Source organism: Microbispora hainanensis (assembly GCF_006874475.1).
GTDB classification, from domain to species: domain Bacteria; phylum Actinomycetota; class Actinomycetes; order Streptosporangiales; family Streptosporangiaceae; genus Microbispora; species Microbispora hainanensis.
In genome coordinates this window covers 69,556-84,241 of record NZ_VIRM01000024.1, presented here as the reverse complement: position 1 = coordinate 84,241, position 14,686 = coordinate 69,556, and the positions used below count along the sequence as shown (strand labels likewise).

Genomic DNA, 14,686 nt, shown 5'->3' with positions numbered 1-14,686 from the left:
CCGCCTTGGGTGAGAGGTCCGCGGCAACACTAGCGATAAAGAACGGTAAAGGGCAGCCTTACGCCGTGATGTCCTTACTCGTGAAGCGCGACCAGGCGAGAGAGCCGAAAACCAGGACGTACGCGGCGAAGGCGAACAGCCCTCGCCCCATCTCGTCGAACGCCACCGGCGCCCGCAACGCCCCGTCGAACGCGCCCCACCACGAGGTCAGCAGGACCGGCCGTACGGCCGCCACCTGCGGGATCGCGCTCAGCACCTGGCTGACCACCACCAGCACGACGCTCGTGGCCACCGCCCCGATCGGCGCCTCGGTCAGCGTGGAGACCGCGAGCGCGACCGCGCCGAGCGCGGCCATCCCCGCGGCGGCGTACAGGACGACCACCCCGACACGCAGCAGGGCGCCGGCCGCCGGGATCGTCGTGCCCGACAGCAGCGTCACCGGCCCGACGGGGAACAGCACCAGCCCGGTCACCAGCGCCGACACCGCCACAAGCGCGCACGCCGCGAGGCAGAAGACCACGACATTGGCATACTTCACCAGCAGCAGCCTGGTGCGGCCTGCCGGGGCGACGAGCAGGTAGCGCAGCGTGCCCTGGGCCGCCTCGCCGGCGATCGCGTCGCCCGCCACGACCGACACGGTCAGCGGCAGCACGATCGGCATCATGACGACGAACGCGGCGAAGGTCAGCATCAGGCCGTTGCCGGCGATCTGACCGATGATCGAGCCGCCCGCGTCGCCGTCCGACGCGACCCGCACCGCGATGCCGACCACGACCGGCACGACCGCGAGCACGCCGAGCATCGCGAGGTTGCGCGGGCGGCGGAAGGTCAGCCCGATCTCGGAGGCCAGCAACCGCGTCAGGTGCCGCACCGGGCCCGGGGCGGGCCGGGCGGGCCGCCGCTCCTCCCTGACGGGTGCCTCCTCCCGTGCAAGCGGCCGGGCCTCCGACACCGCTGTCCCGTTCTCACCCATCGACATCGAACCCCTCTCCCGTCAGCCCGACGAAGACGTCTTCGAGCGTGGGACGCACCACGCCGAACCCGCGCACGGCCACGCCCTCGCCCACGAGCAGCGCGCAGATCTCTTCCGGCGCCCGGGCGCCGGCGACCGCCGTGACCTCGCCGTCCGCGACGCGTACGTCGCCGAGCCCGGCCCCGGCCAGCACGGCCGCCGCCGCGTCCGTGTCCGGCGTCTCCACCCGCAGGCGCGGCTCCTCGCCCGACGCGCGCAGCGCGGCGATCGGGCCCTGGGCGACGAGCCGCCCGGCGCGCATGACGCCGAGGTGGGTGCACATCTGCTCGACCTCGCTCAGCAGATGGGAGGAGACGAAGACGGTCGTGCCGTCCTCGGCGATCCTCCTGATCAGCGTGCGGACCTCGCGGGTGCCCTGCGGGTCGAGGCCGTTGGTCGGCTCGTCGAGCACGAGCAGCTCCCTGGGCACCAGCAGCGCGGCCGCGATGGCCAGGCGCTGGCGCATGCCGAGCGAGTAGGTGCGGTAGCGCTTGCCCGCCGCCGCCGTCAGCCCCACCCGCTCCAGCGCCGCCGCGATCCTGGCCGGCGCCGTACGCGCGTCCGCCGAGGGATCGGCCGCGTCGAGGCGGCGCAGGTTGGCCTCGCCCGACAGGTACGGATAGAAGGCCGGCCCCTCGACCACCGCGCCGACGCGCGGCAGCGCCCGGGCCAGCCCGTCCGGCATGGGCGTCCCGAGCAGCGACCACGTGCCCGAGGTCGGGGCGACCAGGCCGAGCAGCATGCGGATCGTCGTGGTCTTGCCCGAGCCGTTGGGGCCGAGGAAGCCGAAGACCGAGCCGCGGGGCACGGCCAGGCCGACGCCGTCGACGGCCACCTGGCCGCCGCGGAAGCGCTTGGTGAGACCCGACGTGACGATGGCGGACGGGTCCGCGGCCCCGGCGGAGGGCGGGGGCGCCCCGGTGTCCTCCCGTGACGCCCCCGCGCGCGTGCCCACCGTCACCGCGTCCCGCCGGTCCACCGCGACCCCCGCTCGCGCGCGGTGCGTGGGCTCGGTCATCCCTTCACACCGGCCGCGCGGTAGAGGGCCTCCGGGGTGACGGCGCCGGCGAGCAGGCGGCCGTCGTCGGTGATGAGGATCGACACCACCTTGGTGCTCAGCAGCCGGCCGCTGCCCCACTCCCCGCTGACGGGGGTGGCCGCCCCCTTCAGGCCGTCGAGCAGCGCGGCCACGTCCAGGCCGCCGCGCTCCTTCCCGTCCTGCTTCTCGGCGGGGGCGTCGGGCTTCTGGGCGGGGGCGTCGGGCTTTTGGGCGGGGGCGTCGGGCAGGGAGGTGACGAGCACGCTGTCCCAGCCGGAGCCGACGACGCGGCCGCGGTCGTGCGCCTCGGCGACCGCCTCCGGCCGGTGGTCCGCCGGAGGCGTGGCCGTGCCCTCCTCGACCTTCGCTCCGGCCGGCGGCGTGAAGGAGAAGTTCTCCGCCGCGGGAGCGGTGAACGACAGCGACTCGAAGCCGACCTCGAAGGCCGGCTCGGCCGCCCCCTTCGTGTACACCTGGACGCGCAGCGGGATCAGCTTCTCGCCGTCGAGCGCCACCCGGACGTCCCTGATCAGCGAGTCGGCCGACTTCGGCGTCAGCACGATCTGGTAGGCCGCGCGGCCCGCGACCGTGACGTCGTCGCCGACGCTGATCGCGGTGTCGGTGCCGGCCGCCTCCAGCGCCTGCCGCGCGGCCTGGTCCGGCGTCGCGAACGGCGACGCGGCTCCGGACCGCATCGGGAAGGGGGCGTCATGCCCGCCGTGCCCGCCTGCCGACCCGGCCGGGACGGTGAGACGGGTCGCCGTGTTGGCGGCGCTGTCCCACAGCCACACCGTGCCGCCGTTGGCGACGACGTCGGTCTCGCTCATCTCCCCCGGCAGCATGAGGCGGAACCTGTCCTCCCCCGCGTACCAGATCTTGAGCTGGTGCGACCCCGACAGCAGCGACGCCATCGAGGCCCCGCCGGACGGCCCCGGCCCTCCGGACGACCCGGACAGGCCGGGCAGCGAGGGCAGGCCGAGCGACGCCGTCTCGACGATCGTGCCGGACATCTGCGGCATCCGGCCGGTCTGCCAGGTGCGCGCGACGTCGGCCAGCAACTGCTCCGCCGTACGGTCGGGCAGGGACGGCTCGCTGCGCACCGCCGCGATCACCGGCCCCGTCCCCACGGCCGCCGCCACCACGGCCACCGCCGCCACCGGCACTCCCCACCTCACGGCGCGGGCTCTCTTCGCCATTTCACATCTCCCACTATGTGCGGAAACCTGACGCCCCGAGACTGCCGCGATGTTCCTGTGCCGACGCTGAGACGGACTGAGAGGGCTCTCAGACTGGCCGCGCCCATGCCGTCAAAAAGGGCCACACTGGGGCAATGCGGGTTCTGGTGGTGGAGGACGAGCGGCGGATGGCGGCGGCGCTGCGCCGCGGGCTGCAGGCGGAAGGCTTCGCCGTCGACCTGGCGCACGACGGGAACGAGGGCCTGCACCTGGCGCGCGTCGGCGACTACGACGTGGTCGTGCTCGACATCATGCTGCCCGGCATGTCGGGCTACAACGTGTGCAAGCAGTTGCGCGCGGAGGAGAACTGGGTGCCGATCCTCATGCTGTCGGCCAAGGACGGCGAATACGACATGGCCGACGGGCTCGACCTCGGCGCCGACGACTACCTCACCAAGCCGTTCTCGTACGTCGTGCTGGTGGCCCGGCTCCGGGCGCTGCTGCGCCGGGGCGGCGGACGCAGGCCCGCCGTGCTGCGCGCGGGCGACCTGTCGCTCGACCCCGCGGCGCGGGTGGTCACTCGGGGCGAGGCGCCGGTCGAGCTGACGCCCCGGGAGTTCGCCCTGCTCGAATATCTGATGCGCCGGCCGGGCGAGGTGGTGTCGAAGCCGGAGATCCTGGAGCACGTGTGGGACACCTACGACACCGATCCGAACGTGGTCGAGGTGTACGTCGGCTATCTGCGCAGGAAGATCGACACGCCGTTCGGCCGCGCCGCCCTGCAGACCGTGCGCGGGGCCGGATACCGGCTCGCGAGCGACGGCGGCTGAGCGGTGTCCAGCCCTGTGTCCAGCCCTGTGTCCGGTCTGCTCATCCGCCCGGTGACGTGGTGGCGCCGGCAGAGCCTGCGGTTCCGGGTCACCGCGGCCGCCACCGCCGTGCTGGCCCTCGCCCTCGCCGCGTCGGCGTACGTGTTCGTCGCCGTGCTCGGCAAAGCGCTCGTCCAGGGCATCGACGAGCAGGTCTACCAGCGGGGACGCGAGATCGTCGCGCTGTCGGACGCGGGCCGCCTGTCCGATCCCGTCGTCTCCGTGGACAACACGATCGTGCAGGTGCTCGACCGGGACGGGCGGATCGTCGACGCCACCCCGAATACCGACCGCCTGGTCCCCCTGCTGCCCGCGCAGGCGCGGGAGGCCGCCCTGCGCGGCGGGACGCCCCTGTTCCTCGACGGCCGGCCGTACGCGCTGCCGGGGCCGCTGCGGGTGCGGGCGCTCAGCGCGGACCGCGGCGTGACGGTGATCGTGGCGCGGTCGTTCGGCGAGGTGGAGAGCAGCCTGGTGACCATCGGGCACGTGCTGATCGCCGGCATGCCGCTCCTGCTCGCGCTGCTCGCGGCGGTCTCGTGGCTGGTCGCCGGGCGCACGCTGCGGCCGATCGCGCTGCTGCGGCGGGGCGCGGCCGAGGTGGGCGCCACGGCCCGGTCGCGGCGGCTGCCGGTGCCCGAGGCACGCGACGAGGTGCACGCGCTCGCCACGACGCTCAACGACATGCTCGGGCGGCTGGAGGAGGCCGACGCGCGCCAGCGGGCGCTGGTCTCCGACGCGGCGCACGAGCTGCGCAGCCCGCTCGCGAGCATCCGGCTCCAGCTCGAGGTCGCGCTCAGCCACCCGGAGGGGCAGGACTGGAAGGAGACCGCCGAAGGGGTGCTCGAGGACACCCTCCGGCTGTCCCGCCTCGCCGAGGACCTGCTCGCCCTCGCCCGGCTCGACGAGGGCCGCGCCGGCCGTCGGGAGCCGGTCGACCTGGCCGAGATGGCCCGCCGTACGGCCGAGCGGCACGGCCTCGACCTCGACCTGCCGGCCGGCGCGCCTCCCGTCGTGCTGGGCGACGCGCTCGACCTGCGGCGGGTGCTGGCCAACCTGGTCGACAACGCCCTGCGGCACGCGACGTCCGCGGTCCGCGTCGGCGTACGCGCCGAGGGGGGCGCCGCCGAGCTCACCGTCACCGACGACGGGCCGGGCATCCCGCCCGAGGACCGGGAGCGGGTCTTCGACCGGTTCACCCGGCTCGACGACGCCCGCAGCCGCGACGACGGCGGCGCCGGGCTCGGTCTCGCGATCGTGCGCACCACGGTCGAGGCCCATGGCGGTACGGTCCACCTGGAGGACGCCTCCCCCGGACTGCGTGCCGTCGTCCGGCTCCCCCTTGCACCTTGAGGAGATCCATGCTTCCCGATCACGGCAGGCCCGTCACCGAACTGCTCGCCGAGCTGACCGCCCTCAAGGAGGCCGACCTGCCGGTGCGCGGCGGCAAGGTCACGGCGTACGTCTACGACACGGGCCTGCCGGAGGTGCACGAGGCCGCGCACCGGGCGTACGCGGAGATGCTCGAGGTCAACATGCTCGACCCGACGGCCTTCCCCAGCATGGTCGCGCTGGAGCGGCAGGTGGTCGGGGCGGTCGCCGAGCTGCTCGGCCGTCCGGGCGCGCCGGGCATCTTCACCAGCGGCGGCACCGAGTCGATCATGCTGGCGGTGAAGGCCGCCCGCGACGCCCGTCCCGGCGCCGCCCGGGTCGTGCTGCCGGTCACCGCGCACCCGGCGTTCCACAAGGCCGCGCACTACCTCGGCATGGAGGTCGTGCCGGTGCCGGTCGACCCGGTCACCTATCGGGCCTCGGTCCCGGCGTTCGAGGCCGCGCTGGACGACCGTACGGCGCTGGCGGTGGTGTCGGCCCCCTCCTACCCGCAGGGCGTCGTCGACCCGGTCGAGGAGGTCGCCGCGCTCGCAGCGGCGCGCGGCGTGCCGTGCCACGTGGACGCCTGCGTCGGCGGCTGGCTGCTCCCGTGGCTGCGCGAGGCGGGCGCCGCGATCCCGCCGTTCGACCTGAGCGTCCCCGGCGTCACCTCGATCTCGTGCGACCTGCACAAGTTCGGGTACGCGCCGAAGGGGGCGTCGGTGCTGCTGTTCCGCGACGCGGAGCTGCGCCGCCGGGCCTACTTCGCCTCGGCGGCCTGGCCCGGCTACACGATCATCAACGCGACCGTGCAGAGCTCGCGGTCGGCCGGGCCGCTCGGCGGCGCCTGGGCCACGCTGCAGGCCCTCGGCCGGGAGGGCTACCTGGAGCTCGGCCGCAGGACGCTGGAGGCGACCCGGCGGCTGGCCGAGGGCGTGGCGAAGATCCCCGGACTGCGCGTGCTCGGGGAGCCGGAGGCCGCGCTGGTCGCCATCGCCGGATCCCCCGAGGTGGACGTCTTCGTGCTCGCCGACGAAGCGCGCCGGCTCGGCTGGTTCCTCCAGCCGCAGCTGTCGTACGCCGGGATCCCCGCCAACATCCACATCACGGTGACCGGTGTGACGCTGGCGGGGGTGGACGCGATGCTGGAGGTGATCGCGGAGGCGGCCGACGCCGCCCGGCGACGGGGACCGGCCGACGTGCCCGAGGGTCTGCCCGAGCTCATCGCGTCCCTCGATCTCGACGCGCTGGACGACGCCACGTTCGCCGAGCTGGCCGCGTCGGTGGGGATCGACCTCACGGCGACGGGACAGCCCGGGATGGCGGTGGTGAACGCCGTGCTCGACGCGCTGCCGGCCGCCACCCGCGAGGCGATCCTCGTCCGCTTCCTGTCCGTCCTGTATTCCTGACGCGACGCCTCTTCAGCTCTCGCGTTCAGCGGGTGGCGCGGCGCCTCGGAGACGTCCGCACGCCGGTCGTCCCGGTCCTCGCGGCGGCCAGGGCCGGCCACGCCAGCGCCACCAGCAGCGCGCTGACCCACAGGGGAGACCGGTAGCCCAGCCCGGCGCCGATGGCGGCCCCGCCCAGCAGGGGCCCGGCGGTCGCGCCCACGTTGAGGGCGGCGGTCGCGAACGAGCCACCCAGAGACGGCGCGTCGACGGCCTCGTAGAGCGCCCGCGTGATCAGCGTGGAGCCGACGGCGAAGGACAGCGTGCCCTGCACGAAGACGAGCACGAGGACGGCCGCCGGGTTGGCCGCGGCCATGCCGAACGCGATCCAGCCTGCCGTCAGGGCCAGGCCGCCGGGCACCAGCAGCCGCATGGGCCGCCGGTCCGCCGTCCGGCCGCCGATCGTCACCCCGGCGAACGACCCCAGGCCGAAGAGCGCCAGCAGCACCGGCACCCACCGCGGCCCGTATCCGCCGACCTCGGTGACCACCGGAGCCAGGTAGGTGAAGGTGCAGAACGTGGCGCCGTTCACCAGCGCGCCGAGCAGGAGGGTCACGAGCAGCCGGGGGCGGCGCAACGCCCGCAGCTCACGCCGCGCGCCGGGCACGGCCACCTCCGACGCCGTGGTCGTCCCCGGGTGCGGGGCCGTCTCCCATGCCGTGGTCGTCCCCTGGTGCGCGGCCGTCTCCGGTGGCATGGCCGTCTCCGGTGGCATCGACGGAACGGAGGCCGCGACCGCGACGACGGCCGGCACCGAGACGACCGCCACCGCCCAGAACGCCGAGCGCCAGCCCCACACCTGGCCGAGCACGGCGCCGGCCGGCACCCCGGCGACGCAGGCGAGCGTGATCCCGCCCAGCAGTACGGAGGCGGCCCGGCCCTTGGCGCCGGGCCCGGCCATGGCGGTCGCCGTCGCGAGACCCACGGCCAGGAATCCGGCGTTGGCCAGCGCTCCGGCGACGCGGGCGGCCAGCAGGACGCCGAAGCTGGTGGTGACCGCGCCCACCACGTGAACCACCATGAAGACGGTCAGGAAGACCAGCAGGGCCCGCCGCCTCGGCCACCGCAGGCTGAGGACGGCCGTCAGGGGCGCGCCCACGATCATCCCCGCGGCGAAGGCCGACGTCAGCGCCCCTGCGGCGGGGACGGATACATGAAGGTCGCGGGCTATGCCGGGCACCAGGCCCGACAGCATGAACTCGGAGGTCCCCTGGGCGAAGACCGCCAGTCCGAGCATGTAGATGGCGATTGGCATGACAACTCCACACCCGTCGTAAATGGTCGCGAAAGCCCACGAAAAGCCCACGAAAGCCACGCAGGATCGCGAACGGTCGATGAGCACGCGGTGAGCCGCTGCGGACCACAGCCGGACGACGAGGGGAGGGTCCAGCCGGGCCCGCGGGATCACCGCGCGGACGAACCCGGGGTCCGGCGGCGGAAGCAGTCGAAGGCGACGGTGCGCGGAGCCCCAGGAGAAACGGCCCGTACGACGGTGATTCGGCGGCAGGCACTGGCAGGGTCGGTCACCGCGCCGCAAGGAAGCTCCGCTCCCTCCAGCCGGCCGTACCGGGGATCGAGGGGCTAGGAAGACGCGCCGGAGAGGCGGTTGACGACTGCGAGAGCCGTACGGGCGCTCGCCGCGTCGTGGACGCGGAACACCCGGGCGCCCTGCAGCGCCGACACGGCGAGCGTGGCCAGCGTGCCCGAGTGGCGCTCCTCCACGGGCAGGCCGCCCAGGGTCTCACCGACGAAGTCCTTGTTGGAGACGGCCACCAGCACCGGCCACCCTGTGGCGGTCAGCTCGTCGAGCCGCCTGCTGACCTCCAGCGAGTGCCACGTGTTCTTGCCGAAGTCGTGGGCCGGGTCGATCAGGATCGCGTCGCGGCGGACTCCCGCGGCGACCGCGCGCTCCGCGAGCTCGGTCGTGTACGCGACCACGTCGGCCACCACGTCCTCATAGGCGATGCGGTGCGGGCGGGTGCGCGGCTCCACCCGCCCGGCGTGCGCGCACACCAGGCCGATGCCGTACGCCGCGGCCACCTCGGCGAGCCGGGGGTCCACCCCGCCCCAGGTGTCGTTGAGCAGGTCGGCCCCGGCCTCGGCGACGACCTTGGCGACCTCCGACCGCCAGGTGTCGACACTGATGATCACATCAGGGTGCCGGTCGCGCACCGCGGCGACGACCTCCGCCACACGGCGTATCTCCTCGGCCGGGTCGACCTCCGTGCCGGGACCGGCCTTCACGCCGCCGATGTCCACGATGTCCGCGCCCTCCTCGATGAGGCGGGAGGCGGCGTCGACCGCCGCCGAGAAGGCGTAGGTCGATCCCCTGTCGTAGAAGGAGTCGGGGGTCCGGTTGACCACGGCCATGACCGCGAAGTCGCCGGGACCGAAGGCACGGCCGCGCAGGCGCAGGACGGCGGGCAGGCCGGGCGCCTCGGCGGGCATCGGCGAAGTGGACATCGCCGCCAGCGTACTAGCTGGACGGCGTCCTCTCGCGTGCCCGCCGAAGACGCGGTCGTGGAACGGTCCAAAAAGACGGCATGCGCTCACGCCGCCGAGCCGCCCTCGGCCAGGGCCACGAAGTGCTGCGCCATCGCGGGCAGCCGCCGCCGGGCGTGCACGACCGCGATGATCTTGCGGAGCGAGGGGTCGAGCGAGCGGACCACCAGGCCGGCCTTGGCCGCCTGCTCGGCCATGCCCCGATACCACAGCAGCGAAGCCCGCCCCTCCCGTACGGTCCGCAGCCAGCCCCGGCGCTCGTCGGACTCGACGGCCGGGACCGGACGGACGCCGTGCGTGGCGAAGATCTGGTCGAACTCCCTGCGGCGGGGGCTGCCAGGGGCGGGCAGCACCAGCCTCATTCCGTCGAGCCTGGCCACCGGGACGGGGTCGGGCAGGTCGAGGCCGGGCGGGGAGATCAGCACGATCTCCTGGCGTTCGAGCGGGTGGCTCACCAGGTCGGTGGGCACCGGGAGGTCGGTCAGCCCGAGATCGGCCCGCTGCTCGCGGACCGCGCTGACCACCGCCTCCCGGCCCTCGCACCGTACGATCTGCACCCGGATCCCCGGATGCTCGGCGGCGTAGGCGGGCAGCAGACGCCCGGCGAGGCCGGGCTCCAGGCTCGGGGTGGACGCGATCCGCAGTTCGGCGCCGGAGGAGTTGCTCTGCGTCGCGAGGGCCTCGATCTCGGCCACCGCGTCGAGGGCCTCACGGGCCAGCTTCACCACCCGGCGTCCCTGGGCCGTCACGACGACCCCGCGGCCCGAGCGGGCGAAAAGCGTCATTCCGAGTTCACGTTCCAGGTCGCGTATCGCGCGGGACAGAGCAGGCTGCGCGATATAGAGCGATCTGGCGGCATCGGTCATAGTGCGGTGCTCCGCAGTGGCGACCACGTAACGGAGCTGCTGCAGATTCATGCGAAAAACGCTAGGGCAGACGAGCCCGGCGATTCCGGAACATCGCAGAGATCACGCCGGTCGATTACGCATCGTGCCCGACATCTGCTACATCCGTGATGGATGGGGAAACAGTATTCTTTTGCCCCAAATCCACAAAGGGGGCAATGTCGTGGCGCAGCAGTACCCTCCCCAGGAGCCGCAAGGGGAGAGTTCTCCCTATTCGGGGCCGCCGTACTCGCCGCAGCCGGAGGCCGTGCCCGGCCCACCGGACGGATCGCGATCACCCGGCGCGGCTCCGGGGCCGTACGGTCCGCAGGGATGGGGCGGACCCGAGGGCGGCGCGTGGCAGCAGGCGCCCGGCACCGCTCCTTATCCGCCGCCGGCACAGCCGCTGAACGGCTCCCAGCCGCCGGGGGGTCAGCCGTACGGCGGGCCCTACCCGCCCGGAGCGCACCAGGGCCCGCCCGGCTACCCGGCCCCGCCTCCCGGACCTGCCTATCCGGCTAACGCCGCGCCACAGGGCGCTCCCCCTGTTCCCGGCATGCCGCAGGGCGACGGGATCTACCCCGGGCCGCCGCAGGGTGCCGGGGCGTACCCCGGGTCTCAGCCGCAGGGCGGGGTTCCGTACCCCGGTCCGAACAGCGGCGGCGCCTATGGGCAGGGCGCGCCGCCCTACGGCCCGGGAGCTCACGCGGGGGCGGAGGCGCAGGGCGGCGCCTATGCGCAGAACGCCCCTTATCCGGGCGCGACGCCCTACCCGCCGGGGCCCCAGGGCGGGACGCCGTTCCATGACGGGGCACAGTTCCCGGGAGGACAGTTCCCGGGAGGAGCGCAGTTCCAGGGCGGGGCGCAGCCTCAGCCCCAGGCTCCGGGGTGGCCGGACGCGGCGGGCGCCGGAGCGAACGGACAGCCTCCCGCGCAGTCCTTTGCGCAGCCCTCTATGCAACCCCCCGTGCAACACGCTGGGCAACCCCCCGCGCAGCCCCCGGCTCAGTCTTATGCCGGGCCCTACGGGCAGCCCTACGCGCCCCCGTCGTCCCCCGCCGCCCCGGCGGGCCCGCCGCCTGGCGCACCGTACGCGCCGAACGGGGCGGGCCACCAGGGAGGCCAGGCGTACACGCCGGGCGGACCGGGATATCCGCAGGACTTCCCGGGATCGTGGGGCAACACGGCGCCCCCCGGCCCTTCGCAGGACATGCCGTTCCAGGCGGCGCCGTTCCAGGTGCCACCGCCACCGCCGCCGGCACCGGCGCAGCAGCCGGCACCGCCCCAGGGGCCGGGGTGGGCTCCGCAGCCTCCGCCTCCCCCGCGCGGGCCCGCCGCCCCCTATCCGCCCGCCTGGCGCCCGCCCCGCCGCAAGTCCGGCGCGGGGGCGGTCATCGGGGCGCTCATGGGCGTGCTGGCGCTGGTCTTCGTGCTCGTCGTGGTCGTGAGCGCGCTGGCCGGCCTGTCGAACCACGACGAGACGGTCTCGCCGGTCGCGATCCCGAGCTTCACCTTCTCGCCGTTCCCCACCGACGACGCCACCACGGACACGGAACCGACCCAGCAGCCCACCTCGAAGCCGACGTCGCAGCCCACGACGCGGCCGAAGCCCGTGCTCAACCGCACGACGAAGAACAACACCGTCTATCGGGCCGGGTCGCTGGCGAAGACGAACTGCCGGGCCGGGAACGCGAGCATCTACAACCACACCCAGTTCAAGGCGCTGATCCTCAAGACGGGCACGTGCATGGGCAAGGCGTGGGGGCCGGCGCTGGAGCGGGTCGGGATCGACTGGAGCCCGCCGAATTACATGATCGCGGCCCGCAAGGGCAGGGGCGCGTGCGGCGACTATCCCTCCCCCGGCAGCAACGTGCCGTACTACTGCCCGAGCAACAGGACGATCTACGCCTCCACCTCGGCCATGGCGAGGGAGTACGGCCCGCTCGGCTCGTGGAACGGGATCATCATCAGCATGATGGCCCATGAGTACGGACACCACATCCAGAACATCACGGGCATCTCCGACTCCTGGTGGCGGCAGACGCTCGACTCCAGCTCCCGGAGCGGCAGGCTGACCCTGAGCCGCCGGCACGAACTGCAGGCGACGTGTTTCGGCGGCATGTTCATGCAGTCGGTCGCCGCCTCGTATCCGATCGACACCACCAAGCGCAACACGCTCCTGTGGGCCTACAGCCACCTGGGCGATCCGCCGGGAGGGCCACGCGACCACGGGAACACGCGCAGCAACGCGGCCTGGTTCCGTCAGGGCTACACCCGCCCGAAGGCGTACCAGTGCAACACCTGGGTCGTCGGCTCCAGCTCGGTATCGTGATCAACGCCACAGTTTGCGTCTACCTTGTCCGGATATGGGGGCTAGAATCCCTAGCCACAGCTTCGGGAGAGAGAGCGGTGAACCATGCGAGGCGGGGGTCCCGCTGACGAGGCCGGAGGGCCCCGGGAAGGTCAGCGGCCAGGTCAGTACGGCGGAGACCCAGGTCAGCCCGGTGGTGGGCACCCCGGCCAGCCCGGCGGGCACGCAGCTCCGCCCGGCGGGAATCCAGGTCCACCCGGCGGGCACGCAGGTCCACCCGGCGGGAGCCCAGGCCGATCCGGCGCAAACGCAGGGCAGCCCGGTGGTCACCCGGGCCGGCGCGGCGAGGACGCGGGCCGGCCAGGAGACCCGGGCCGGGCCGGTGGAGACGCGGGGCGGCGTGGTCGGAGCGAGGACGGCAGGACGCCCACGGGCTCGCCGCCCACATCGGCCCCGCGCGGCGGGCAGCCGCGTTTCGGCCCCCCCGCTGACCACCGCCTCCCTGATCGGCTGGACGGCCCTGTCGGCCGTCCTGCCCGGAGCGGCCCATCTGCGGGCGGGCAACCGCCGCACCGGGATCGCGCTGCTGGCGACGTTCGGCGTCGTGCTGGTCGCCCTGGTGATCCTGGTCCTGCGTCTGAAGGACGACGCGGGGGTCGCGCTGCGCGGCAGCACGATGACCGCCATCATGGCCGGGGCCGCCGTGTGCGCGCTCGCCTGGTTCGCGCTCGTACTCCTCTCGTTCGTCGCCCTGCGGCCACAGCGCCTGACGCAGACCGGCCAGGTGGTGTCGGGCGTCGTCGCGGGCGTCCTGTGCGTGGCCGTGATGGCCCCGTTCGCCTTCACCGCGAACACCATCAGGACGGCCAGTCAGTTACTCGACGACGTCACGGCCCCGGCGGAGGGCTCGACCCCCGTCCCCGTACGCGCCGAGGATCCATGGAACGGCCGCACGCGCGTGAACTTCCTGCTGATCGGCGGCGACGCGGCGGGCAACCGGGTCGGGGTGCGCACCGACTCGATGACCGTGGCCAGCGTGAACATCGCCACCGGCAACACCGTCCTGTTCAGCCTGCCGCGCAACCTCCAGTACGTCCGCTTCCCCCCGAGCAGCCCCCTGCGCAAGGTGTTCCCGAACGGCTTCGACGCCGAGGGGCAGGGGCTGCTCAACTCCGTCTGGTATTACGCCGACAACAACCCCCAGGTCATGGGCGGCAAGAACAGGGGCGCGCAGGCGCTGAAGGACGCGATCGGCTACACCCTGGGCCTGCACATCGACTACTACGCGATGGTCGACATGTACGGCTTCGCGGCGCTGATCGACGCGGTCGGCGGGCTCAAGATCCGGGTCGAGCAGGACGTCAAATGGGGCGGCAAGTTCGGCACCGCCGGGACTATCAGGGCCGGCTACCGGACGCTCAACGGCGAGGAGGTGCTCTGGTATGGCCGCTCGCGGGTGGACAGCGACGACTTCTCCCGTATGGCCCGCCAGCGCTGCGTCATCGGCGCGCTCGCCCAGCAGGTCACCCCGGCCACGGTGCTCGCGAACTTCAACAAGATCGCCTCGGCGGCCCGGCACATGTTCCGCACCGACATCCCCCGCGACCTGCTGGAGCACCTCGTCCCGCTCGGCATGAAGGTGCGCAGCGCCAAGATCACCAGCCTTCAGTTCGTGCCGCCGCTCATCTACACGGGCAACCCGGACTGGGTCAAGATCAGGAAGCTGGCCAGGGAGGCGATCCGGGACTCGATGGCCGAGCGGGGCGCCGTCGCGGCCACCGCCTCGCCGATGACGTCCGCCGGATCGGCGGCGTCCGCCACCCCCTCCGGCTCGCGCTCCCCGTCCGCGTCGCCGAGCCCGTCCCCCTCCCGTACGCCGGTCATCGCAGGGGCGAGCCCCCGGGCGACGCCCACCACGAACGACAAGGCGGCCAAGAGCCTCTCGGAGCTGTGCGGCTTCTGACCGGGCGCTTTCGGGCGCGGGCTTCCGGCCGGGCGACACCGGGCCGTTTTTACGCGAAGGCGTGGACGCGCCCTTCCGGATGCAGCATGGTTGTCACGTAACGTATCCACCCAGT

11 protein-coding genes are annotated in these 14,686 nt (G+C 73.6%); 5 read left to right on the top strand and 6 right to left on the bottom strand.

The window, feature by feature from the left end; all coding sequences use genetic code 11:
- Positions 1-58: 58 nt before the first annotated feature.
- Genes FLX08_RS20300 through FLX08_RS20290 form a run of 3 tightly spaced genes read right to left on the bottom strand, consistent with a single transcriptional unit; the run spans position 59 to position 3,247 of the window.
- Positions 59-973, bottom strand: a complete 915-nt coding sequence (locus FLX08_RS20300; protein WP_142620450.1) for an ABC transporter permease — start codon at positions 971-973, stop codon at positions 59-61.
- On the bottom strand, positions 966-2,030 hold the full coding sequence (locus FLX08_RS20295; RefSeq protein ID WP_142620449.1) for an ABC transporter ATP-binding protein: 1,065 nt from the start codon (positions 2,028-2,030) through the stop codon (positions 966-968). The genes FLX08_RS20300 and FLX08_RS20295 overlap by 8 nt, the downstream gene beginning before the upstream one ends.
- Positions 2,027-3,247: a LolA family protein gene (locus FLX08_RS20290; protein WP_142620448.1), complete on the bottom strand. Its 1,221-nt coding sequence runs from the start codon at positions 3,245-3,247 to the stop codon at positions 2,027-2,029. The genes FLX08_RS20295 and FLX08_RS20290 overlap by 4 nt, the downstream gene beginning before the upstream one ends.
- A gap of 134 nt (positions 3,248-3,381) precedes the next feature.
- Here FLX08_RS20290 and FLX08_RS20285 point away from each other — a divergent pair, with 134 nt between their 5' ends.
- The 3 genes from FLX08_RS20285 to FLX08_RS20275 are packed head-to-tail and all read left to right on the top strand — an operon-like array spanning position 3,382 to position 6,872.
- The gene (locus tag FLX08_RS20285; RefSeq protein ID WP_142620447.1) at positions 3,382-4,056 is read left to right on the top strand and encodes a response regulator transcription factor; all 675 of its coding nucleotides are present in this window, start codon (positions 3,382-3,384) and stop codon (positions 4,054-4,056) included.
- 15 nt (positions 4,057-4,071) lie between these two features.
- On the top strand, positions 4,072-5,445 hold the full coding sequence (locus FLX08_RS20280) for a sensor histidine kinase (RefSeq protein WP_244312775.1): 1,374 nt from the start codon (positions 4,072-4,074) through the stop codon (positions 5,443-5,445).
- Between the two features lie 8 nt (positions 5,446-5,453).
- Positions 5,454-6,872 carry a pyridoxal phosphate-dependent decarboxylase family protein gene (locus FLX08_RS20275; protein WP_142620446.1) on the top strand — a complete coding sequence of 473 codons (1,419 nt, stop codon included), beginning with the start codon at positions 5,454-5,456 and terminating at the stop codon, positions 6,870-6,872.
- A 25-nt stretch (positions 6,873-6,897) separates the two neighbouring features.
- Here FLX08_RS20275 and FLX08_RS20270 read toward each other — a convergent pair whose 3' ends face one another.
- The 3 genes from FLX08_RS20270 to FLX08_RS20260 all read right to left on the bottom strand — a co-directional run bounded on the left by FLX08_RS20270 (position 6,898) and on the right by FLX08_RS20260 (position 10,330).
- The gene (locus FLX08_RS20270) at positions 6,898-8,166 is read right to left on the bottom strand and encodes a Cmx/CmrA family chloramphenicol efflux MFS transporter (RefSeq protein ID WP_142620445.1); all 1,269 of its coding nucleotides are present in this window, start codon (positions 8,164-8,166) and stop codon (positions 6,898-6,900) included.
- 326 nt (positions 8,167-8,492) lie between these two features.
- Entirely contained in the window at positions 8,493-9,374 is an 882-nt protein-coding gene (gene folP, locus FLX08_RS20265; RefSeq protein ID WP_208761555.1) for a dihydropteroate synthase, read from the bottom strand.
- Positions 9,375-9,460: 86 nt separating this feature from the next.
- Positions 9,461-10,330, bottom strand: a complete 870-nt coding sequence (locus FLX08_RS20260) for a LysR family transcriptional regulator (RefSeq protein WP_142620444.1) — start codon at positions 10,328-10,330, stop codon at positions 9,461-9,463.
- A gap of 1,177 nt (positions 10,331-11,507) precedes the next feature.
- On the opposite strand from FLX08_RS20260, the gene FLX08_RS20255 reads away from it, so the two are divergent.
- Both FLX08_RS20255 and FLX08_RS20250 read left to right on the top strand, forming a co-directional pair.
- Positions 11,508-12,629 carry a neutral zinc metallopeptidase gene (locus tag FLX08_RS20255; RefSeq protein ID WP_142620443.1) on the top strand — a complete coding sequence of 374 codons (1,122 nt, stop codon included), beginning with the start codon at positions 11,508-11,510 and terminating at the stop codon, positions 12,627-12,629.
- Between the two features lie 34 nt (positions 12,630-12,663).
- A complete protein-coding gene (locus tag FLX08_RS20250) occupies positions 12,664-14,571 on the top strand; it encodes an LCP family protein (protein WP_142620442.1) in 1,908 nt (635 codons plus the stop codon).
- Positions 14,572-14,686 lie beyond the last annotated feature (115 nt).

Bases quoted from the DNA above. Each gene is read 5' to 3' on its own strand.
- FLX08_RS20300 (WP_142620450.1), bottom strand. From the start codon at position 973: ATGGGTGAGAACGGGACAGCGGTGTCGGAGGCCCGGCCGCTTGCACGG.
- FLX08_RS20295 (WP_142620449.1), bottom strand. From the start codon at position 2,030: ATGACCGAGCCCACGCACCGCGCGCGAGCGGGGGTCGCGGTGGACCGG.
- FLX08_RS20290 (WP_142620448.1), bottom strand. From the start codon at position 3,247: ATGGCGAAGAGAGCCCGCGCCGTGAGGTGGGGAGTGCCGGTGGCGGCG.
- FLX08_RS20285 (WP_142620447.1), top strand. From the start codon at position 3,382: ATGCGGGTTCTGGTGGTGGAGGACGAGCGGCGGATGGCGGCGGCGCTG.
- FLX08_RS20275 (WP_142620446.1), top strand. From the start codon at position 5,454: ATGCTTCCCGATCACGGCAGGCCCGTCACCGAACTGCTCGCCGAGCTG.
- FLX08_RS20270 (WP_142620445.1), bottom strand. From the start codon at position 8,166: ATGCCAATCGCCATCTACATGCTCGGACTGGCGGTCTTCGCCCAGGGG.
- folP (WP_208761555.1), bottom strand. From the start codon at position 9,374: ATGTCCACTTCGCCGATGCCCGCCGAGGCGCCCGGCCTGCCCGCCGTC.
- FLX08_RS20260 (WP_142620444.1), bottom strand. From the start codon at position 10,330: ATGAATCTGCAGCAGCTCCGTTACGTGGTCGCCACTGCGGAGCACCGC.
- FLX08_RS20255 (WP_142620443.1), top strand. From the start codon at position 11,508: ATGCCGTTCCAGGCGGCGCCGTTCCAGGTGCCACCGCCACCGCCGCCG.
- FLX08_RS20250 (WP_142620442.1), top strand. From the start codon at position 12,664: ATGGGGGCTAGAATCCCTAGCCACAGCTTCGGGAGAGAGAGCGGTGAA.